A 21,175-nucleotide genomic window follows, 5' to 3' on the forward strand; every position below is an offset into this window, starting at 1 on the left:
GATGATGAACACCAAAGCGCTGGTTTTATTTTCCGGTGGTCAAGACTCCACGACCTGCCTTGCGTGGGCGCTGGATCGCTACACGCACGTCGAAACCATTGGCTTCGACTACGGCCAGCGCCATGCCATCGAGCTTGATTGCAGGCAAACCGTGCTGTCGCGCTTGCGCCAGCGGTTCCCGGCCTGGGGCGCGCGGCTCGGCGACGACCACATGCTCGATCTTTCCATACTAGGGCAAATCAGCGAAACCTCGCTCACGCGCGAGAAAGCCATTGCTTTTCGCGAAAACGGCCTGCCGGATACCTTTGTACCGGGCCGCAACCTGCTGTTCTTTACGCTTGCGGCTACGATTGCCTACCGGCGCGGCTTGCAGGTGCTTGTGGGCGGTATGTGCGAAACCGACTATTCAGGCTACCCTGATTGCCGCGACAACACCCTGAAAGCGACACAGGTGGCGCTGAGCTTGGGCCTGGATGCGCCCATGGTGGTCGAGACGCCGCTGATGTGGCTGGACAAGCGCGAGACCTGGCAGTTGGCCAGCGATCTGGGCGGCCAGGCATTGGTAGAGCTGATCCGGCACGATACCCATACCTGCTATCTGGGCGAGCGCAGCCAGCTGCACGACTGGGGTTACGGCTGCGGCGAGTGCCCGGCATGCGCGCTGCGCCGCAAGGGCTACGAACAGTACGTTTCCGCCGGCGGTTTGCCGGGCGGGGCTGGCACCTAGAGGCCGAGCAGGTCTTTCATGTCGTCGGCGTGCTCTTCCTCGACCGCCATGATCTCGACCAGCATCTGTCGGGTTGTGGGGTCGCTATCGCCGATACGCTCGATCATCTGGCGATACGACTCGATCGCAACACGTTCGGCGATCAGGTTGGCCCGGATCATGTCTTTGGTGTCCGTGCAGTCGTCATATTCGGCATGGCTGCGGGCTGTCAAGGTCGATGGGTTGAAATCAGGCATGCCATTTAATTGCACAATTCGCTCCGCGATTCGGCTGGCATGCGCTTCTTCTTGTTGGGCATGTTCCAGGAACTCTGCCTTGACAGACTCATTGTTCAGCCCGCTCGCCGTGTAATAGTGGCGCCGGTAGCGCATCACACAGACCAATTCCGTCGCCAGTGCATCGTTAAGCATGCCGACGATTTCTTTTCGATTTCCTTTGTAGCCGGAGGCAATGGCCCCTTCCTCCAGATTGCGTGCGGCCTCGCGGATGGCCTTGACATCAATGGGGCCGTGCCCGGCCCCGGTACTGGATTTTATGCTCATGGTGTTCCTTGTCTGGTATTGAACAGGCGGGCAGCCGATGCTGCGCGGTTGCCCTTGCCCCTTGCAAGCAAGTGACGTGCCACGCCCTCAGTGTGCGCCCGCGCTTGCGTCCGGGCCGGCCGTTCGCTTGTGCGAAGCCGGGCGGCAGATCCAGATGAGGCCGATCATTACCAAAAACAGAATGCCTGAGGCGTAGAAAATATCCAATGCCGACAGCGTATAGGCCTGCTGGTTGACCAGTCGGTCAAGCAACATGGAAATCTCGTTCAGGCCCATGCCGCGCTGCTGCAGTTGGGCCGACATGGCGTCAAAGGCGGGTTCGCCGGGCCGCGCCAGTTCGGCCAACTGGGCGTGGTGCAGGCTCGCGCGGTTGTCCCACAGCGTCGTGGTGATCGAGGTGCCGAACGCGCCGAATAATAGCCGTACAAAGTTGGACAGCCCCGCGGCTGCCGGGATGCGATGCGGATCCAGGCCCGACAGCGTGACTGTGGTCAGCGGGATGAAAAAGGTTGCCATTGCGGCGCCCTGGATGAAGGTCGGCAGCATGATGGTGTAGATGTCTACATCGGTGCTGAACCGCGCCCGCATAAAGCTGATCAGTGAGAACACCAGGAAAGCGAAAGTGGCGATATATCGCGGATCGTGCTTGGCCAGCAGCTTGCCCACGATGGGGGAAATGATGATGGCCAGTATGCCCACCGGCGCCGATGCGATGCCGGCGTCGGTGGCTGTATAGCCGAGGGTGTTTTGCATCCACAGAGGCAGCAGCACCACGGTGCCGAAGAACACCCCGTATCCCACGGATATCGTGACCACGCCGGCGCTGAAGTTTCGATATTTGAACAGCGTCAGATCCACGATTGGATGGTCGGCCGTCAATTCCCAGATAATGAAGAACACGAAGGCGATCACCGCCACGATGCCCATGATGACGATTTCATTACTGGCGAACCAGTCCAGCTCCTTGCCCTTGTCCAACATCAACTGTAGTGCACCGACCCACAGGACCAGCAGCCCCAGGCCAACGAGGTCAATTGGCAGACGGGCGCGCGTGGACTCGCGGTCCTTGTATACCTGCCAGGTTGCCCAGCCGGCCAGCAACCCGACCGGCACATTGATGTAGAAAATCCACGGCCAGCTGTAGTTGTCGGAAATCCAGCCGCCCAGCAGCGGGCCCGCCACCGGCCCGACCAGGATCGTCATTGACCATAGCGCGAGCGCCATCCCGGCTTTCTCTTTGGGGTAGGAGGCCAACATCAGGGATTGCGAAAGTGGAATCATAGGCCCCGCGACCGCGCCCTGCAGGACGCGGAAGGCCACCAAAGACTCAAGCGACCACGAAAACCCGCACAGCCACGACGACACGACGAACAGCAGGACCGACAACACAAACAGCCGTACTTGGCCGAAGCGCTGCGTGAGCCATCCGGTGAGCGGGACCGTGATGGCGTTAGCCACCGCAAACGAGGTGATGACCCATGTGCCCTGTGTGGCACTGACGCCCAAGTCGCCCGCGATCGTTGGAATGGACACGTTGGCGATCGACGAATCCAGCACATTCATGAAGACGGCCGCCGACAGGGCGACGGTGCCAATGGTGCGGGCGCGCCCCTCCAGCGGGGGGTAGTGTGCTGGCGCGGGGCGTTGGTCGCTGCTGTCGAGCGGATCGGTATCGGCCATGATTAGTACGCGGCGTTTTCCCGGATGATCCGGGCGATTTCGGTGTCGACCTTGGCGTCCGCGTCGCTGAACACGCTGGTGCTCAGGTGCGACTTAGCGCCTTCGGCAACTTTACGCACGTTCTCCGCTGTCGGCTCACTTAGGTCCACCTTTACGTGCATGGAAAGGCCGACGCGAAGCGGATGCTCGGCCAGTTCCTTGGCGTCCAGCAGGATGCGCACCGGCACGCGCTGCACCACTTTGATCCAGTTGCCACTGGCGTTCTGTGCCGGCAGTAGCGCAAACGCTGCACCACTTCCCGCCGCAAGGCCCTGCACATAGCCGTGGTACACAATCTTTCCACCATACAGGTCAGCCGTCAGTGTGGCCGACTGCCCGGGCTTCATCTCGCGTAATTGGCCTTCCTTGAAGTTGGCCTCTACCCATAAATGATTCAGCGGCACGATGGTCATCAGCGGCATTCCCGGCGCTACATGCTGGCCGACCTGTACTGCGCGCTGGGCCACCATGCCATCCACCGGCGCCGGGATGCTGGCGCGACTCGCCGCCAGCCATGCTTGGCGGAGTTTGTCGGCGGCCAGCTGTACATCAGGGTGCGCGGCAACAGTCGTATTGGCGGTTAACGCCAGATTGGTGTCACGCCGTGCGCGGGCCACCGCCAGCGCGGCTTCAGCCTGCGCCAGTCCAGAGCGCGCCGCTTTGACGGCAGTCTGTGCATGGAGGATTTCCTCGCCACTCACACCGCCCGAGCGGGCAAGCGCCTGGCGGCGCTTGAGATCGCTCTGTGCTTTTTCCAGCTCAGCGCGGGCACGTTCGATATCTGCTGTGCGCACGCCGATGTCGGCTTCCAGTGCCTGGTTCTGCACGAAAATCGTACGCGTCTGGCGTACTGCCTGGCCCAGGGCGGCGCGAGCCTGCTCCAAGGCGATGCGGGTGTCGCTGGGATCTAATTTGATAAGCGGTGTGCCCCGGCTCACGGTGTCCGTTTCATCGGCGGTAATAGCCACGACGGTGCCTGGGATCTGCGAAGTGACTTGCACCAGGTTGCCGTGCACATAGGCATTGTCCGTGTCTTCGTAATGAGAGGCGAACAGCATCCACCAGACGCTGTAAATGATGCCGGCGGCGATAAAGAACAGAGTGGCAGCGATCAGCAGCGTTTTGCGGAGATTGGCCGGTTTGGTTGCGGTACTCATGGATATCTCTTCGTGATTCAATGCGTCGCGGGTTCGACGTAACCGCCGCCTAGAGCAGTGGCCAGTTGTGCGTCAAGGATATAAGCGCGGGCGCGCAAGTCGGTATCCAGCAGTGCCTGCTTCTGGACCTCGTTCTGCGCCAGCAGCACTTGGATGAAGTTGCCCAGGCCAGACTTGTAGCGGTCGACAGCCAGCCCATACGCCGACGTGATGGCCTGCAAACTGGCGCTTTGGTCCACAGCCTGCTGGCGCAATGCCTGGATGGATGCTGTCGCGTCGGCGACTTCGCGGACGGCGCCCAGCAGCGTCTGGTTGTAGTCCGTGATGGCCAACTCGCGGTCCGCGCGACGACTGTCCAACTGGGCGTTCAGCGCGCCTCCGTGAAAGAGGGGGAGTGTGATCACGGGGCCGACACCGTAGGTTTTGCTCGCGCCCTCGATCAGATTGGACAACCCCAGAGACATGAAGCCCGCGAACGCAGCCAGGTTGACGTTGGGATAGAAATCAGCCTTGGCGGCGGAAACCTGGCTGTCGGCGGCCGTCGCCCGTTCGCGGGCGGCCACGATATCGGGCCGCCGCGCGAGCAAGGCCAACGGCAGCAACGCCGGTGTACCGGAAGGTGGAGAGGCAAGCTTGACCGCCTGGATGCTTGCGCCGCGCTGTGGCCCGGCGCCTGTCAGCGCGGCGAGTTGATTGCGCAGCAGCGTGGCATTGGTGGCGGCTTGGCTCAACTGCACGCGTGCCGCCGAGACGGCAGCGGCAGCCTGTTTGACTTCGATCTGCGTATCCAGACCGGCGCGGGCGCGCTGGCGGGTGATGTCGAGTACATCCTGCTGCTGCGAGACGATGCGGCCCAGAACATCTTGCTGCGCCAAGGCATTCTGCAGATTGTAATAACTTTGGATCACCCCATAGACCAGGGTGTTGCGGGCGAGTTGTGCATCGGCCTGTGCGGCGGCAGCCGACGACACCGCTGCTGCGTAGTGGGCGCGGTTGCGGCCCCACAAGTCTAAGTCGAAGCTCAGGTCCACGCGCAGATTGGCTTCGGTTTGCATGGATCCGCCAAATGGCGGCGGGTAGATGTAATTGCTGGAGAAGCGTTGGCGGGTAGCGGAGAAACTGGCATTTGCTTGGGGCAACTGCACTGCCCGCGCCCCGCGCACGGTGGCATTGGCGGCGTCGACGCGTGCGCGGGCGGCATCCATGGAGGGATGGCCGGCCAGTGCTTCGTCGATCAACTGCCCCAGTTGGGTGTCGCCGTAGCGGTGCCACCACCGTTCGGCAGGCCATTGTATGGTGCTGTCCTGTAGGCCTAGGCGAGCGGCCTCCAGTTGTGCGGTGCCCGCCGGTCCAGGCGATATGGCCGCGCACCCCGACAAGGTGGCGGCCAGAAGAAGGGGAAGGATGGCTTTCATGTCTATCACTTGGCGATATGGCTGCGTAAGCGTAGCTGACAGTTGGCTGAATAAAGCTGCCTAGTACGTTACTGCCTAGGCAGTGATTATAAAAGCGAGCGTTTTTTCTATGCAAGCAAGTAATCGTTCAGGCCGGGCAATCCGCTGGATCGCCACCCGGTGCGGTGCCGCATGGCTCCAGCGGCATGCCGCCATTGGTCAGCATGCGTTGGATCAGGCCGACAAGGGTGTCGACCTCTTCGTGGCTAAAACCTTGCAGATGCGTGTTCAAGGTATCAGCAACCACGGGCAGGATGTGTTCTGCAACCGCATTGCCGGCGTCGGTGAGTTCCACGCGTACAACACGCCGGTCGTCGGGGCAGCGTTGACGGCGGATGAAATGCTTGGCTTCCAGGCGGTCAAGTGCTCGTGTCATGGCGCCGGTATCGATGTGCGTGCTGCGGGAAAGCTCCGCAGGCGTATTGATGTTGCGGTAGCGGATCAGGACGAGCGGGCGCCATTGCACCGCTGTAAGGCCCAGCGGCGCCATACGCTGGTCCATCATCCGGGTAAGCGAGGAGTGCAGCTGCTTGATGAGATAGCCGAGGTTTGCCGGCGGTGCAAGCGCCGCCGCGGTGCCTACGTAGACCGTGGATACCGGTGGTTGCCGCGTGGGCGGTGCATCGGCCGCCGTACCGCTGCGGGCGGATGCCTGCGTGCCTGTGGCGGGCTTGCGCCGGCGGGGCTTGACTGCGCCAGGGCGTGCGGGTGATGTGCGCGAATCGCTCATGACGCCAATTTTACCGTCAATGTCGGTGAGTTTTCTGCATCCACAGTTACTGATCATGCAAACACTTAGCGCCCGGCCCGGTGTTCGGGCAAAATGCAGACATTGCCGCCTCAGGTGCGCGGCCAGTCAAACCAATGTCCATGAAAGATTCGACGTCCGGCGTGACGCCATCCCCCGAGTCGCCAGCCTCCTCCATATCCGCAGGCAGTTCGCCCGCCGCTCATTCGTCCGCTGCCAACATCTTTTGGATGGGATACGCGCTGGCTGGCCTGGGTGCCGTCCTGTTTTCCGCGAAGGCGATCGTCGTCAAGCTCACGTACCGTTATGGTGTCGATGCGCTCACCATCATTGGCTTTCGCATGATGTTGTCGTTGCCGTTCTATGCCGCGATCGCGTGGTACCAGGCGCGACAGGCCAGGCAGGGCCTTCTGCCTGTGCTCACGCGCCGCGAACGCTTGCAGATCGTGTTCCTGGGTTTTATTGGATATTACCTGTCCAGTTTTCTGGATTTCCTTGGCCTGCAATACATTTCCGCGGGCTTGGAACGCTTAATCCTCTTTCTGTCGCCTACCTTTGTCCTGCTGCTGTCTGCCATTCTGCTTAAACGAGCCATTCTTCCCTCTCAGTGGCTGGCACTGGGGCTGTCGTATCTCGGGGTGGTCTTCGTCTTTTTGCAGGATCTCTCCTTCAGCGGAGGGGGCGTCATGATCGGGTCCGCCTTCGTGCTTGGCTCCGCATTTTCTTACGCCTGTTATCTGATCGGCTCGGGCGAACTCATCAAGCGCGTTGGCGCGACGCGCCTGGCGGCATACGCCATGTCGGTGTCGGCGCTCATCGCGATGGCGCACTTTCTGGTTGTACATGGGCTGCAGGGCCTCGCACAACCTTTACCGGTTTATGAATTGTCCTTGCTTCACGCAGTGGTCAACACCGTGTTGCCGACCTTTATGATCATGTGGGCGGTGGCACGCATCGGCGCGCCGCTCACGGCTCAGCTTGGTTTGCTGGGGCCGGTATCGGTGTTGTTTCTGGCTGCATGGATGCTGGGCGAACCTATCACCAGCCTGCAACTGCTGGGAACGGCGTTTACATTGGTCGGTGCTGTGGCGCTGGGCCGGCTGCGCAACAAGCCGCGGGGGTAGAGGGGCTTAATCGCCCTCCAGGTTGCCAAGCAGGCTTTCAAGAAAGGCTTCGATCAGGGCACCGCGATACCGTGATTTATGCAGCACCAACGACAAGCGCCGGCGCAAGTCCAGGTAAGGAGTGTCCAGAATCTGCAGGCGGCCAGCAGCCACTGAATCCCGGGCGGCCGCGCGCGGTAGGCAGGCAATGCCCAGGCCGGCAATGACGGCCTGTTTGATCGCTTCGACCTGACCAAGTTCCAGCACGATCACGCCCTGAGGCAGCGAGGCCAGCGCCCGTTCCGCCTGGGTGCGCATGGCGGAGCCGCTTTCCCGCAGAATCCACTGCGCACCCTCGAAGTGGCTGGGCTTGAGCGTCGCCCGGCGGGCAAGTGGGTGCGCGGGCGATGCACACACAACAAGCTCATCGTCGCGCCAGGCAAATGTTTCGAGTTGAGGATGGTTGACCGGCCCCTCGATGCAGCCTACATCCAGATTGTGTTCGATCAGCCCCGCAGCGATGCGTGCGGTATTTTCGACGCTGACATGGAGCGAGACCTGCGGATGGCGCGCAATGAAGGGGCCGAGAAGCTCGCCCACCATATAGTTGCCGACCGTATTGCTGGCGCCCACGCGTAGTTCGCCGGTCAAAGCCTGCGGCCCGTGTTGCGAGCGACGCTGCAGTTCGTTGATGCGCTCGATGATTTCCTGCGCCAGCGGCAGCGCTTCTTTGCCGCGCGGGCTCAAGTGCAGGCGGCCGCGTTCGCGGTCGAACAATTGGCCGCCCAATTGCCGCTCGAGCTCGGCCAGTGCCATGCTGACTGCAGGCTGGGTGACAAACAAACGGTCGGCAGCGCCCTTTACGCTCCCGGCGGCGGCGATGGCGACAAAGACCTCGAGTTGGCGGATACTGATTCCAAGCATCAATAAATCTTATACGACAATTAAATATTAGTGAATTTATTTATATTCTATGGCTCCCTAAAATTACTTCCAGTAATTAATTAAATTGAAACAAAAGGGGGTAGGTGATGGCCAATCAGGGTTCAACCGCTCATTCATTGCTTCCCGGCACCAAAACCGGTACTCATGCCAAGCGGGCGCGGCATCATGCGGCGCCGCGTTCTCCTTCGCCGCTATATGGTTTGGCACTGGCCGTCGCCGTGGGTATCGTAGCAATGGGGTTGGGCAAATGGATGCCCTTGATCGGCGGGCCTGTATTCGGCATCCTGATCGGCATGGCCTTGCGCAATACCGTCGGGGTGGGGCCGGTTTTCGCCCCGGGGCTGAAATTTGCCTCCAAGCAAGTGCTGCAATGGTCCATTATTGCGCTGGGCTTCGGCCTGAGCATCCAGCAGGTGGCGCGCACTGGCCTGGAGTCTCTCTGGGTCACACTGATCACCATGATGGCCGCATTTGTATCGGCTTGGCTGCTTGGCCGCTGGTTGGGTGTGGCCTCACGCCTGAAAACGCTGATCGGTGTTGGCACGGCGATCTGTGGCGGCTCCGCCATTGCGGCGGTCACCCCCATTATCAAGCCCGATGATCACGAAACCGCTTTCGCGATTTCTACTATTTTTATCTTCAATATTGTTGCGGTGCTGACCTTCCCGGCGCTGGGCCACATACTTGGCATGTCGGATGCGGGCTTTGGCTTATGGGCGGGTACTGCGATCAACGACACGTCGTCTGTCGTGGCGGCAGGCTATAGCTACAGCGTGGCGGCAGGCGATGCAGCAACCATCGTCAAACTGACACGCGCCACCCTGATCATCCCGGTGTGTCTGGTGCTGGCTGTGGTTGTGGCGTGGCGCGAGAAAAAGCAGGGCGCGCAAGGCTTCAGCCTTGCTCGCATCTTCCCCTGGTTCATCTTGTGGTTTCTGGTGGCTTCGGCGCTGCGCTCCACGGGGCTGATCCCGGAAGCCCTCAACAGCAGCCTGCACCTGCTGGCCCAGTTCCTGATAGTGGTGGCCCTTACCGCCATCGGCCTGTCGTCCGACCTGCGCCGCATGGCCACGGCTGGCGCTCGCCCGGTATTGCTGGGTCTGGGCGTGTGGCTGTCGGTGGCTGGAAGCAGCCTGGTCGTGCAGATGCTAATGGGCAATTGGTAGGGCACAATGCCGCGCGCCGACGGCGTTCGGCAAGAGGGCGCACCGAAGGCGGCCATTGACGGCCGCCTGGCGCCGCCTCCTGCGGGCATCATGCGAACCAGGACGCGGGGCTGTGGCTCAGGGCGATGCCTACGATATATACAAAGATGGCAATAGCGAACAGCGCCGCGATGGCGCGCGTCATGGGTGTGCGGCCGCGCTTGATGGCGACTGTACCCACGCCGATGTAGACCAGCACGCCGATGATCTTAGCCAGGATCCAGGGCTGCTCCGGCCCCAATATGGCGGCTAGCGTTACACCCGCCACCAGTAGCACCGTGTCGACGATATGTGGCAGGATCTTCACCAGGCGGGCCTGTAGAAGGCCCGATGATGTGATGGACCAATACGCGCGGATCACAAATAGAAGAATGCTCAGCCCTGCGGCTGTCATGTGGATATGCTTGATCAGTAGATAGTTCATGGGATGTGTTGCGGTTTGCGGAAAAGATCAAAAACAGGCGGTGACAGTGTACGCCGTCTTGTGTGCCACAGCACATCACGGTGATAATCGTTCGTGGTTATCCTTGCCAATTGCACACAACCGTATCCACAACACCTGAAGCGAGACATACATGCCGTACGTTACTATTTCCGCCAGCCAGCACCTCCCTGTCGACGTCAAAAAACAGTTGTTGCAGCGAGCCAGCGATGCTGTGGTCGAAAGCATTGGCGCGCCGTTATCTTCCGTGCGCGTCATGTTCCATAACCTGCCCGAAGAGGCATACCTCAACGCGGGCAAATTCGGCACCGATGCCTGCATGTTCGAGGTCGACCTGATCGAAGGGCGCACCGAAGCCCAGAAAGACGCCCTGATTGCCGCACTCAGCAGGGCTGGCAGCGATGTTACCGGTTTGCCCGAAACCGAGGTGCGGGTCCGCCTGACCGATTTCCCCAAATCCAATATGGGCATCGCCGGCGGCATCAGCGCACGCGCGGCGGGTCGCTGATCGTACGCGCGGCGGCGACCGTCGCGCTGATTTCACACTGCCAGGGAGCATCACATGGAGGCAATTGACAACATCGACAACGTGCAGGCGCTGGGCCTGGATCAGGCTCAGGCCGTCGTCGATTTTTGGTCGGAGGCTGGCCCCAAGGCATGGTTTAGCAAAGACCAAGGCTTTGACGCCGAATTCCGCAGCCGCTTTTTAACGCAGCACTGGCTGGCTGCACGCCGGGCGCTCGATGGCTGGGCCGGCAGCCCCAGTGGCGCACTGGCGCTGGTGCTGTTGCTCGATCAATTCCCCCGCAATGCCTTTCGCGATACGCCGCACATGTTCGCCACCGACGGGCTGGCCCGCCATTATGCGCGGGCGGCAATCGCCGCCGGCTATCCTGAACGCGTTGATCCCGCTCTCGCCCTGTTTTTCTGTGTGCCCTTCATTCATGCGGAGTCGTTGTCAGACCAGCGCTATGGCGTCGAACTCTATCGCCGCTACAGCCCCGAAAACCTGCGTTTTGCCACTGAACACTGCCAGATCATCGAGCGCTTCGGGCGTTTCCCGCATCGCAACCTCTTGATGGGGCGGATCACCACCGCAGACGAACGCGCCTTTCTGGATGGCGGCGGCTTTTCCGGCTAAAGCTCAAGCGCTGCTGGCCGCGTTTTACCTGCTTCATTTCCCGCTGTAATAAAAAAACGCCGCACGTGCGGCGTTTTGTCCTGCCCGGCGCGCCACCTGTTGGGGCGCGTCGGTCTTGGGGATTGCTTTATTCGGCGGCGGCGGTGGCACCGTAGCCGACGGCGGCGCTGCGGCCTTTGCGCAGGATGACACCCTGCACAACCTGCCAGAACACCGAGAAGCAGCCGACGATGAACACGATATCACCAAAGGTGCGCACCCAGCGCAGGGTATGCAGTAGGGGCTGCTGCATGAACTCTTCGCTGCGGGCGTACCAGGTGCCCTCTGTCACGCTGGCCATGAACTGCAGGATACCGATAGGCAGCAGGCTGGTGGCGATCATCAGAACCAGGCCGATGTTCATTGCCCAGAAGCCGGTACGCATGAGTTTTTCGTTGAACTGGAAGCCCGGAACGATGTAGCGCAGAACCAGCAGGGTGAAGCCGATGGCCAGGAAGCCATAGACCCCGAACAGTGCGGCGTGTGCGTGCACAGGTGTAGTGTTCAGGCCCTGGATGTAGTACAGCGAGATCGGCGGGTTGACCATGAAGCCGAATACACCGGCGCCCAGCATGTTCCAGAACGCCACCGCGACAAAGCACATGAGCGGCCACTTGACGGCTTCCATCCATGGGGCGCGATGCTTCAGGCGCCAGTTTTCCCAGGCTTCGTGGCCCAGCACGATCAGGGGCACGACTTCAAGCGCGCTGAAGCTTGCGCCAATGGCCATGACGGGGGTGGTGGTGCCTGCAAAATACAGGTGGTGCAGCGTACCGGGAACACCGCCCAGCATGAAGAGCGAGGCCGAAGCCAGGCTGGCGATGGTTGCGCCGCGCTTGGAGACCAGACCCATCGACGAGAAGATGAAGGCCAAGGCCGTAGTGGCGAATACTTCGAAGAAGCCTTCGACCCACAGGTGAACCACCCACCAACGCCAGTATTCCATGATGGTGATGTGAGTGCGCTCGCCGTAGAACAAACCAGTACCGTAGAACAGGCCAATGGCGATGGTCGATGCAGCCAGCAGAGCGAGCAGGTTCTTGTCGCCTTCCTTCTTGAAGGCGGGCAGCATACCGCGCAGCATCAGCACCAGCCAGAAAGCCAGGCCCAGGAACTTCACGATCTGCCAGATGCGGCCCAGTTCCAGGTATTCATACCCTTGGTGGCCAAGCCAGAAGTTCAGCGATGCGGGCATGATGTGTTTGATGGCCAGGAAGTTGCCGACATAGGAGCCGACGACCAGCACCACCAGCGCCCAGAAGAGCACGTCCACACCGAGTTTTTGGTATTTAGGATCCTTGCCGCCATTGATAATGGGAGCGAGATACAGGCCTGCGGCCAGGAAGCCCGTGGCGATCCAGAACAGTGCCGTCTGCAGGTGCCACGTACGCGTCAGCGAGTAGGGGAACCATTGCGACACGTCGATGCCGTAGAACGTTTGACCTTCGACGGTATAGTGCGCAGTAAACCCGCCCAGCAGCACCTGGAACATCAACAGTGCCACGACCAGGAACAGGTACTTGCCCAACGAGCGCTGTGACGGCGTGAGGCCGACCAGCGTCAGCGGATCGCGGGCAGGCACCTCGGGTTCGGGGTGGTCCTTGTGCAGGAAGGCCCATCCCCATACCAGGAAGGCGATGCCGGCCAGCAGCACGACCACACTCACGATGGACCATACAACGTTGGCGGTGGACGGGTGGTTGTCCACCAGCGGCTCATGCGGCCAGTTATTGGTATACGTGACCGAAGAATTGGGGCGCTCAGTGGTCGCGGCCCAGGCAGTCCAGAAGTAAAAATTGGCCAAGTCCTGACGACGCTCCAGGCTAGGCAGCGTGCCTTCCTTCATGGCGAAGTTGGCGCGCGTTTTGCGGAAGTCAGGATTGTCGCCGTACAACTCGATGTAATACGAGCCTGTATCGGCGATCGCTTGTGCCCGCCGATCGCTTACAGTGACGACGCCGGTGGCCGGGTCGAGTGTGTTGAGGCGGTATTCATCGCGCAGTGCGGACTTGAGCGTGGCTTGCGCGCTGGCGTCCAGATCGGCGAACGACGCAGCGCCTTTTTCTTTGGCGCCCAGCTCGAGCCAAGCCAGCGCTTCGCGGTGCAGCCAGTCTGCGGTCCAGTCGGGCGCCTGGTAGGCGCCGTGGCCGAAAAGCGAGCCAACCTGCATGCCGCCTGTGCTTTGCCAAGCGGTCTGGCCGTCCAGAATGTCAGTCTGCGTCATCAGGACCTTGCCTGACTGAGTGACGACTTTTTGAGGGATGGGTGGCACTTGGCGGTAGATCTCGACCCCGCTCCATCCCAATATGCCAAATGTAATTGCCAGTACAACCAGCAATAGCCACCATAACTTCTTATATTCACGCATTATGCGCTCCTTCTGATGCAACTGAATCAAGCGAAAACAGCACGTCGTTCTCGAGTTGGATATGCCGGGTCAGCGCTTCGCTGAACTGGCGTAGTTTTTCGTAAAGCGTTTCCCAGGTGGAGCAGGCGCCTTCAGGCACGACCATGCCCTGCGTCAGGCGCGACAACAGGGCCAGCACTTCCTCGTGCTGGGTGTGCTCGTAGCGCATAACGGATACCGGGGCGCGCGCCTGAAGCGTCAAGCCCTGCGCCAGCATCGGGAACAGAACCCGTTCCTCTTTGGTCATATGGCTTTCCAGCTCCTGGTGAAAGGATTCCAGCTCGTCTGCGAGCCCAGAAGGACAGCCGGGCTTGCCCGCATGCACGAGCTCAACCCGCCGGGCAAGCTGCACCAGCTCGGGCAATTGCGCCCGGTGCGGCATGTGGTAAGTTGCGACGATAAAATCAATCAGGTCCGTTGCCGGTACCCGCCGCCAGTCCACATCGCCGGGCTGGCTGGTTAATACGGTGTCCATGGGCTTCTCCATCTGGAACGCGAGGTGACATCCGCGTTAAAGCAATGTTCGTGCCAATTCAAAAGCCCTTGTTTTTACATGGGGTAATCCAGTACGGGTATTTTTTACCATTCATGAATATGGTTATTTGTACCGTACTAAGGGTAAAATAAACCCATGGAACAAATCCTTCTTGCCGATCTTGTCAATGACCTTCCCAACGCTGTCAGGCTGCAACGCGCCGTACACGTGATGCGCGAGCAGTTTCAGTGCGATGCTGTGGGTTTGCTTGCGCTCGAAGGCGACAGCCTGCGGGTGGTGGCCGCATCGGGGTTGGCGCACGAGGCCATGGGACGTCGTTTCGTGGTTGCCCAGCATCCGCGCTTTGCCACCATTCTTTCGCGCCGCGAGCCTACCTGGTTCGATCCGGCCAGTATGTTGCCTGATCCCTACGATGGCCTGCTGGATGACAAAAAGGGCGAGCCCCTGCCGGTGCACGATTGCGTTGGCATGAGCCTCTATACAGAAGGGCGCTTGTGGGGTGCCATTACCATGGATGCCCTGCGCATGGGTACTTTCGACGCAGCCGCCCGGGCGCGCTTGCATCGTCAGGCGCTGGTGCTGGAGGCCGCCATCCGTATTACCGCGCTCGAGCGTGAAAATCGCAATCTTCGCCAGTTGGGCAGTACGCCCAGTGGCGAGCAGCTCATCGTCGACCAGAGTGAAATCCTGGGCTCCAGCTCCGCGATCGAACGCCTGCTGCACGAGCTGGACGTGGTGGCAGATTCTGATCTGCCGGTGCTGCTGCTGGGCGAAACAGGCGTGGGTAAAGAATTATTCGCCCGTCGGTTGCACCGGCGTTCCCGGCGCAGCGGCAAGCCCATGGTGCACGTCAATTGCGCGGCGCTGCCCGAGTCCTTGGCTGAAAGCGAGTTATTCGGGCATGTCAAAGGTGCATTCTCGGGTGCTACCAATGATCGCGCCGGCCGCTTCGAAGCCGCCAAAGGCGGCACGCTGTTTCTGGATGAGGTCGGCGAGCTCCCGCTCAGCATTCAGGCCAAGTTGCTGCGCGCGCTGCAAAATGGCGAAATCCAGCGCCTGGGTGCCGACAACATCATAAAGACTGACGTGCGCATCATCGCCGCCACCAACCGCGATCTCAAGCAGAACACGCTCGACGGTCACTTCCGCGCCGATCTTTACCACCGTCTGTCGGTCTATCCAGTGCCTATTCCGCCGCTGCGCGAGCGCGGCCGCGACATCCTGCTGCTAGCCGGCCACTTTCTCGAATTCAACCGCGCGCGCTTGGGGCTGCGCGGGCTGCGCCTGTCTTATTCAGCCGAAAAGGCGCTTATGGGTTATGCGTGGCCGGGCAATGTGCGCGAACTTGAACACGTTATCAGCCGGGCGGCGCTCAAGATCCTTAGTCGTGGCGGGTCGCGCGACCAAATCCTCACCCTGGGCCCCGAACTGCTAGACCTCGATGTTGCGTTGCGGCCGGGCGATCCAGGTGGCGTTTTGCTTTCGGCTCCGCACGATGCCGCTCTACAGGGTGAGTGGTCCGGCTCCCCGGGGCTGCCGGTATCCGAGCCTCCGTCCGCAACTCCCGTGCTGCCCGGCGACGACGATCTCTATGCCGTTGAGCCTTTCTATGGCAATGCATTTGAGGGTACTGAAGCCGCTTTTGCGCCCGCCTTTGGCGGTGTGGTTTCGGAGCCCCCGGCACCCGTGTCACTGCGCGCCGCCACCGACGAGTTCCAGAGGGCCGCGGTGCGACGGGCGCTGGCCAAGGAAAATGGCAACTGGGCTGCCGCCGCGCGGCAGCTCGATCTGGACGCCAGCAATCTACATAAATTGGCACGCAAACTAGGCTTGAAGTAGGTGTTTTCCAGCAGCACTTTTTTCTTGACATGAATCAGTGCCAGCCTTTACATTACCCCAGATCAAGGGGAGTAGCTTTCTCACCGCCGCATCGTCATTACGGTACGCCTGTTTCATCATCGGGCGCCCGGTGCGCGGGCAGCATGCCACTATGCTGCAAGCAAGACCTTGCCAATCAAAGGGCAAGGTGCGTTCTCCGCCAGCAGAACAGGCCTTGTCCTTCCGGACCAGGCCTTTTCCTTTTCTGGTCCTCATTCCATACATTACGAATTGCCATGAGGATTACACATGATTGAATTTTTGCAGACCATGAGCTGGGCGGCGGTGTTTCAGATCATCCTGATCGACATCCTGCTTGGTGGCGACAACGCGGTCGTGATCGCGCTGGCCTGCCGCAACCTCGAACCACGTAAGCGCATGCAGGGCATTCTGTGGGGTACCGCCGGCGCGATCGGCCTGCGGGTAGCGCTGATCGCTTTTGCCCTGACCTTGCTCGGCATCCCATTCCTGAAAGTGGTGGGTGGCCTGCTACTGGTGTGGATCGGCGTCAAGCTCCTGGTGCCTGAGGATGATGCACATGGCAAGATCCAGAGCAGTGCGTCGATATTTGCCGCGGTCAAGACCATTATCGTGGCCGACTTTGTCATGAGTCTGGACAACGTGATCGCGATTGCAGGCGCTGCTCAGAATGCGGATCCTGCGCATCAACTGGGCCTGGTTATCTTCGGCCTGGTCGTGAGTGTACCCATCATCATCTGGGGCAGCACGCTGGTACTCAAGCTGATCGACCGCTTCCCCATGGCCGTTACCTTCGGCGCAGGCCTGTTGGGCTGGATTGCCGGTGGCATGCTGGTGACTGATGTGTTTGTGGTCGAGAAGTTCGGTGAGCCCACCACAACGGTGAAAATTGGTGCTGAAATCATCGGTGCTTTGGTAGTCATCGGCCTGGGTCGCTTGATTGCAAGCCGCAAGGCTAGCAACGCCCGCGCCGAGGTGGAGTCGCAGTCGGCCTGAAAAGCAGGCTGACGGCCGAGGCGGTGCCTGCGGGCACGCGCCGGCCCTCGCCCCAAGGCAGTGCAGCCCGTGTGCGCTTTGGCGGCCTAGTCCACAGAAAACGCCTGACGGCGCGACCGCGCTCATGTTACTGAGCACGGGCGCGCCGTTTTTTCTATGTGCCTGTTAGCGGCGTGAGCTGCAGGCGATGGCTGCCGCAATGATGGCTGCCAGCCCCAATGCCAAGCCGGCCGCTTGCCATGGATGGCCGCGCACATATTCTTCGGTGCAGTCATAGCCACGATGCATGGCCTGGCTGGCGCTTGCCCGCCAGTCGTCGATGCCGTCGCGGGCGGCATCCAGTTGCTGCTTGAGACGGTGGCGGGCCTGCTGAACCTCCGCGCCGCTGTATGACGCAGTAGTGTGCAGCAGGTCTTCCGATGTGGCGATCAGCTTCTGAATGTCGCGGCCCATGCGCCGGCGATGCCGCTCGGCGAGGTACCTGTCGCTGAAAAGAGTAGCCATGCGAACTCCCGGTTTGTTGCGATAAACGTGCCCGCCGTTCACAGCAAGTGGCGTGCCCGCCACACCAACGCCGGGCCGATCGCTGGCGGTGTGTGCATGAGATTATAATCAAATCTGCATGACATTACCCTTTGGTGCTGGGATGATCGCGTTTCTGGAAGCAAAGCGGGCCGGTTTGCTGGCTCGCAAGCATTGGCCGGCCAATATCGTTGCCGGCATTATTGTGGGTGTGGTGGCGCTGCCGCTGGCCATGGCCTTTGCCATTGCCTCGGGCGTCAAGCCCGAACAGGGCTTGTACACCGCCATTGTCGCCGGTATTGCAGTGTCGCTGTTCGGCGGTAGTCGTGTGCAAATTGCGGGCCCAACCGGCGCGTTTATCGTAATTCTCGCCGACATCGTCGCCCGCCATGGCGTCGACGGCTTGCAGGTCGCCACACTGATGGCAGGTGTCATTCTGCTGCTGTTCGGCTTGGCGCGGCTCGGCGCGGTTATCCGCTTCATCCCCCTGCCGGTCATCGCAGGGTTTACAGCCGGCATTGGCATCATCATCTGGGTGGGGCAGTGGCAGTCTTTTTTTGGTCTGCCGGCCGTGCAGGGCGAGCACTTCCATCAGAAGCTCTGGGGGCTGCTGCAGGCACTGCCGCAACTGGATCCGGTCACTACGCTGATCGGTGTGGTGTCGCTGCTGCTGGTCATCTTTACGTCCAAGGTGCCGCGTTTCGCGCGTGTGCCTGGGCCACTCGTGGCGCTGGTTGTCATGACGGCAATCCAGGCCGCATTCGGCTTCGAAAGCGTAGCTACCATCGGCTCAATGTTTGGCGAGATTCCTCGCGGCCTACCCAGCCTTGAACTCCCTGCCATCACGCTCACGCGCTTGGTCGAACTTATCGGGCCGGCTTTCGCGATCGCCATGCTTGGGGCCATCGAGTCGCTGCTGTCGGCCATCGTGGCAGATGGCATGGCGGATACTCGCCACCACTCCAACCAAGAGCTCATCGGCCAGGGCATCGCCAATATTCTGTCACCCCTGTTCGGCGGCATCGCTGCCACGGGTGCCATTGCCCGCACGGCCACCAATATCCGCAATGGCGGCAGCAGCCCGCTGGCCGGCATTGTCCACGGCGTTACGCTTATCCTTGTGTTGCTGTTGCTGGCGCCGCTGGCTGCCAGTGTGCCGCTCGCCACGCTGGCAGCCATTCTCTTCGTGGTGGCTTGGAACATGAGCCAGGTGCGCCAGGTCGCGCGTCTGGCCAGGCGCGCACCCCGCGCCGACGCGCTGATCATGTTGATCACGCTCACGCTTACCGTATTCACCGACCTGGTCGTTGCAGTGAATATCGGCGTGGTGCTTGCCATGCTGCATTTTCTGCGCCGCATGGCCGAAAGCGTGGTGGTGCACCGTGAAGACGGCAACAGCGACGACGAGCCAGGCAGCCTGCCCAAGGGCGTGCTGGTCTATACCGTAGAGGGGCCGTTTTTCTTTGCGGCGGCCGACGCCTTCCAGCGCGCGCTGGGCGACACGCACACCGATCCCGAAAAGGTCGTTATCAGGCTGTCCCGCGTGCCCTTCATCGACGCTACCGGCCTGCAGGCGCTGGAATCCGTGGTGGCCGACCTACAGGGCCGCGGGGTGCGGGTCATGCTGGTCGAGGCCAACCCCCGCGTGCTTGGCAAACTGCGGCGTATGGGTTTGCTCGACAAACTCGGGCCGGGCGCGGTACTGGAGCGCCTTGAGGATGCGCTGGCGTCAGGCTGAGCCCGTGGCTTGTCGCAGTACATCGTCAGCGATCGTCCTTGGGCGATCTTTCGATCAAAGAGAGCTTACCCGTGATCATCCGTCTGGTGTCGTCCCTCAGCGATCGTCGGAGACGTCCCTCAGTTATTGTTTGACTTGAGCTTTGGGTTTTGCACTGGCGCTGTGGGTGCATAGCTGACGTCGTGTTCGTTCAGGTAGTCGCGTATCAACTGCCGAACCACTTGCGAAGGCGTGATGTCTTGGCTGGCGCACAGGCGCTCGAACGCTTTTTTCTTGCGCGGATCAATGAGCACGGTGAGCCGTGCGGTCTTGCTTTCCATGTTGAAGTAGGGCGTGAAAGGGCGCTGTATATGACAATTTGATTATAATCGAATTGGTATTTGTTGCCATACATCGCCCCTATGCCTGCGTGCGACGCAAAGTTAGGCGCTAGGTACAGCGCAGGTTTGGCGCTAGGCACGAGCCAGGCGTGCCGACAGGTATGGCGATCGATGCGGCGTCGGTGCTTCAGGCCGTGTGGCCGGGTGTGGCCGCGCGTAGTTCGCGTCTGAGAGCAGCTTTCAGTTCAGCCAGAAACTCTGCGCCGTTGGGGTCGCCGACAGCCAGGCTCAGCAATGATGCGGCCCGTACGGGCTCGTAACGCCGCTCGCTGCCCAGCTCGGCTTCGAAATCATTGGCCAGGCTGGTCACCCCGGCGATATCCACATCCGCCAGCACGAGCGCATGCACCAGTACGACCTGTCGTGGCGGAGGGCCAGGCAAGCGCCGCCACAGTTGTGCCGTCCCCGCCACCTTGCGCAGTGCGTCGTCGTTGTTGCCAACAGCCAGGTTGAAGCGGCCGTCGCAAAACGACCCCGTCACCGCCGCTGGATGGCTGTCGATGCCAAAGGGCAGCAGTGCCTTGCGGATAATTTCGCACAACAGTAGATAGGCATAATCGGAATGATCCAGCGGCTTGCCCGGCACAGCATAGGCCAGGCTCACGTTAATGACCCCGGGGCCCTGCGGCACGATCCCGCCGCCTGATAGCCGGACAGTGACCGGCCAGCCGCGTGCTGCCGCATGCGCGCAGGCGGTGTTAAAGGCCTCGAAACGGCGATAGGTGCGAGGCACCACCAGGCCCTGGGGCGCTTCCCACACTGCGGCGCAAGGGCCATGCGCCGCAGTTAGCTCAATGAGATGCTCATCCGCACGCGGGCCCGGCGCTGTGTCCGTGCGAGTGGAAATCAGTGTGAAAGACATGAGAGGCGAAGTGTTTGATCTTGGCGTGTTCCGGCCCGGCCCCTGGCACCGCTCATGACGCGGCCCGGCGGCGCCGGCCCGCGGTGTTGACTTGCGCGTGCCAGCCGAGCGACGTGTTCGCTTAAAGTTGCCGCGGCACGAACTCTTCGTCCGACATAAGAAAGTACCGTACTGCATCGATCAGACCCAGCACCACTGCCAGCGGCACGAAAAAGTAGAAGATGACGAGGTAGATGATGCCGGCGCCGATCTGGCCCAGGTAGAAACGATGCGCACCCAGCCAACCCAGAAACACCGCCAGCACGATAGCGATCTTGCGCTGGCTATGCGGGCGCTTGATTTCACTACCCTTGTTTTTGATGATCCACCAGGTAATGGGGAGGGTGAGGAGCAGCGCAAGGATTACCTTGCCGGTATGACTGGAAACATACCGTTCGATCGCGTAATAGATATCGGCAAAGTTGTGGATGACCACGCCGAAAAGCCGCTCGATCCAGTAAAACGCCTCGGAGGCAATGGCCTCGCCAAAGGTGAGCGCAACAAGGATGACGATGAAAATAGCAATTGCCAGGATGATACGTTGCAGCATGGCGGACCGAACCTTTCCAGAGCTAAAAGCGTAGTGTAATGAGGAATGCGTCCGGCTGCCTGTACAGGAGGACGAGGTATGGGGCCTTGGCGATTTCAGGCTGTTT

At 60.9% G+C, this 21,175-nt stretch carries 21 protein-coding genes; 8 read left to right on the forward strand and 13 right to left on the reverse strand.

Going from position 1 to position 21,175, the window contains the following annotated elements:
* The first annotated feature begins 4 nt into the window (after positions 1-4).
* Positions 5-727 (forward strand): 7-cyano-7-deazaguanine synthase QueC, encoded by a 723-nt coding sequence (gene queC, locus LOL23_RS14300; protein ID WP_160976835.1) that lies wholly within the window; start codon positions 5-7, stop codon positions 725-727.
* Here the strand turns inward: queC and LOL23_RS14305 are convergent.
* The 5 genes from LOL23_RS14305 to LOL23_RS14325 all read right to left on the reverse strand — a co-directional run bounded on the left by LOL23_RS14305 (position 724) and on the right by LOL23_RS14325 (position 6,329).
* Positions 724-1,269 carry a ferritin-like domain-containing protein gene (locus LOL23_RS14305; RefSeq protein ID WP_160975563.1) on the reverse strand — a complete coding sequence of 182 codons (546 nt, stop codon included), beginning with the start codon at positions 1,267-1,269 and terminating at the stop codon, positions 724-726. The two genes, queC and LOL23_RS14305, sit on opposite strands and share 4 nt — an antisense overlap.
* 87 nt (positions 1,270-1,356) lie before the next feature.
* The gene (locus LOL23_RS14310; RefSeq protein WP_160975564.1) at positions 1,357-2,949 is read right to left on the reverse strand and encodes a DHA2 family efflux MFS transporter permease subunit; all 1,593 of its coding nucleotides are present in this window, start codon (positions 2,947-2,949) and stop codon (positions 1,357-1,359) included.
* 2 nt (positions 2,950-2,951) lie between these two features.
* Positions 2,952-4,145: an HlyD family secretion protein gene (locus tag LOL23_RS14315; RefSeq protein WP_160975565.1), complete on the reverse strand. Its 1,194-nt coding sequence runs from the start codon at positions 4,143-4,145 to the stop codon at positions 2,952-2,954.
* 17 nt (positions 4,146-4,162) lie between these two features.
* The gene (locus tag LOL23_RS14320) at positions 4,163-5,560 is read right to left on the reverse strand and encodes an efflux transporter outer membrane subunit (protein WP_237173787.1); all 1,398 of its coding nucleotides are present in this window, start codon (positions 5,558-5,560) and stop codon (positions 4,163-4,165) included.
* Positions 5,561-5,687: 127 nt separating this feature from the next.
* The gene (locus LOL23_RS14325; protein WP_160975567.1) at positions 5,688-6,329 is read right to left on the reverse strand and encodes a MarR family winged helix-turn-helix transcriptional regulator; all 642 of its coding nucleotides are present in this window, start codon (positions 6,327-6,329) and stop codon (positions 5,688-5,690) included.
* A 248-nt stretch (positions 6,330-6,577) separates the two neighbouring features.
* Between LOL23_RS14325 and LOL23_RS14330 the strand changes: the two genes are divergently transcribed.
* Positions 6,578-7,471, forward strand: coding sequence for a DMT family transporter (locus LOL23_RS14330; protein ID WP_160976837.1), 894 nt, complete (start codon positions 6,578-6,580; stop codon positions 7,469-7,471).
* Positions 7,472-7,477: 6 nt separating this feature from the next.
* Here LOL23_RS14330 and LOL23_RS14335 read toward each other — a convergent pair whose 3' ends face one another.
* A complete protein-coding gene (locus LOL23_RS14335) occupies positions 7,478-8,374 on the reverse strand; it encodes a LysR family transcriptional regulator (protein ID WP_160975568.1) in 897 nt (298 codons plus the stop codon).
* A gap of 107 nt (positions 8,375-8,481) precedes the next feature.
* On the opposite strand from LOL23_RS14335, the gene LOL23_RS14340 reads away from it, so the two are divergent.
* Positions 8,482-9,561, forward strand: a complete 1,080-nt coding sequence (locus tag LOL23_RS14340; protein WP_237173788.1) for a YeiH family protein — start codon at positions 8,482-8,484, stop codon at positions 9,559-9,561.
* A gap of 88 nt (positions 9,562-9,649) precedes the next feature.
* On the opposite strand, the gene LOL23_RS14345 is transcribed toward LOL23_RS14340, so the two are convergent.
* Entirely contained in the window at positions 9,650-10,024 is a 375-nt protein-coding gene (locus LOL23_RS14345; RefSeq protein ID WP_160975570.1) for a SirB2 family protein, read from the reverse strand.
* A 151-nt stretch (positions 10,025-10,175) separates the two neighbouring features.
* Between LOL23_RS14345 and LOL23_RS14350 the strand changes: the two genes are divergently transcribed.
* Complete coding sequence (locus tag LOL23_RS14350; RefSeq protein ID WP_160975571.1) at positions 10,176-10,550, forward strand: tautomerase family protein; 375 nt, start codon at positions 10,176-10,178, stop codon at positions 10,548-10,550.
* 54 nt (positions 10,551-10,604) lie between these two features.
* Positions 10,605-11,183 carry a DUF924 family protein gene (locus tag LOL23_RS14355; RefSeq protein ID WP_202411554.1) on the forward strand — a complete coding sequence of 193 codons (579 nt, stop codon included), beginning with the start codon at positions 10,605-10,607 and terminating at the stop codon, positions 11,181-11,183.
* A 127-nt stretch (positions 11,184-11,310) separates the two neighbouring features.
* Here the strand turns inward: LOL23_RS14355 and LOL23_RS14360 are convergent, their stop codons facing one another.
* A complete protein-coding gene (locus LOL23_RS14360) occupies positions 11,311-13,590 on the reverse strand; it encodes a nitric-oxide reductase large subunit (RefSeq protein WP_160975572.1) in 2,280 nt (759 codons plus the stop codon).
* On the reverse strand, positions 13,583-14,104 hold the full coding sequence (locus LOL23_RS14365; protein WP_160975574.1) for a hemerythrin domain-containing protein: 522 nt from the start codon (positions 14,102-14,104) through the stop codon (positions 13,583-13,585). The genes LOL23_RS14360 and LOL23_RS14365 overlap by 8 nt, the downstream gene beginning before the upstream one ends.
* 156 nt (positions 14,105-14,260) lie before the next feature.
* On the opposite strand from LOL23_RS14365, the gene norR reads away from it, so the two are divergent.
* Together norR and LOL23_RS14375 are read left to right on the forward strand one after the other, a co-directional pair.
* Positions 14,261-15,964 (forward strand): nitric oxide reductase transcriptional regulator NorR, encoded by a 1,704-nt coding sequence (gene norR / locus LOL23_RS14370; protein WP_160975576.1) that lies wholly within the window; start codon positions 14,261-14,263, stop codon positions 15,962-15,964.
* 288 nt (positions 15,965-16,252) lie between these two features.
* Positions 16,253-16,978, forward strand: a complete 726-nt coding sequence (locus LOL23_RS14375; RefSeq protein ID WP_160975578.1) for a TerC family protein — start codon at positions 16,253-16,255, stop codon at positions 16,976-16,978.
* Positions 16,979-17,143: 165 nt separating this feature from the next.
* On the opposite strand, the gene LOL23_RS14380 is transcribed toward LOL23_RS14375, so the two are convergent.
* Positions 17,144-17,482: an ElaB/YgaM/YqjD family protein gene (locus tag LOL23_RS14380; protein ID WP_160975580.1), complete on the reverse strand. Its 339-nt coding sequence runs from the start codon at positions 17,480-17,482 to the stop codon at positions 17,144-17,146.
* 142 nt (positions 17,483-17,624) lie between these two features.
* Here LOL23_RS14380 and LOL23_RS14385 point away from each other — a divergent pair, with 142 nt between their 5' ends.
* Complete coding sequence (locus LOL23_RS14385) at positions 17,625-19,238, forward strand: SulP family inorganic anion transporter (protein WP_160976841.1); 1,614 nt, start codon at positions 17,625-17,627, stop codon at positions 19,236-19,238.
* 119 nt (positions 19,239-19,357) lie between these two features.
* Here the strand turns inward: LOL23_RS14385 and LOL23_RS14390 are convergent, their stop codons facing one another.
* The 3 genes from LOL23_RS14390 to LOL23_RS14400 form a co-directional block, all read right to left on the reverse strand.
* Complete coding sequence (locus LOL23_RS14390) at positions 19,358-19,558, reverse strand: ribbon-helix-helix protein (protein ID WP_160975582.1); 201 nt, start codon at positions 19,556-19,558, stop codon at positions 19,358-19,360.
* Positions 19,559-19,745: 187 nt separating this feature from the next.
* Positions 19,746-20,480 carry a lipoyl protein ligase domain-containing protein gene (locus LOL23_RS14395; RefSeq protein WP_160975584.1) on the reverse strand — a complete coding sequence of 245 codons (735 nt, stop codon included), beginning with the start codon at positions 20,478-20,480 and terminating at the stop codon, positions 19,746-19,748.
* 121 nt (positions 20,481-20,601) lie between these two features.
* Positions 20,602-21,069 (reverse strand): TM2 domain-containing protein, encoded by a 468-nt coding sequence (locus LOL23_RS14400; protein WP_160975586.1) that lies wholly within the window; start codon positions 21,067-21,069, stop codon positions 20,602-20,604.
* Between the last annotated feature and the right edge of the window lie 106 nt (positions 21,070-21,175).

It is taken from the genome of Paracandidimonas lactea, assembly GCF_021653995.1.
Classification (GTDB): Bacteria; Pseudomonadota; Gammaproteobacteria; order Burkholderiales; family Burkholderiaceae_B; genus Allopusillimonas; species Allopusillimonas lactea.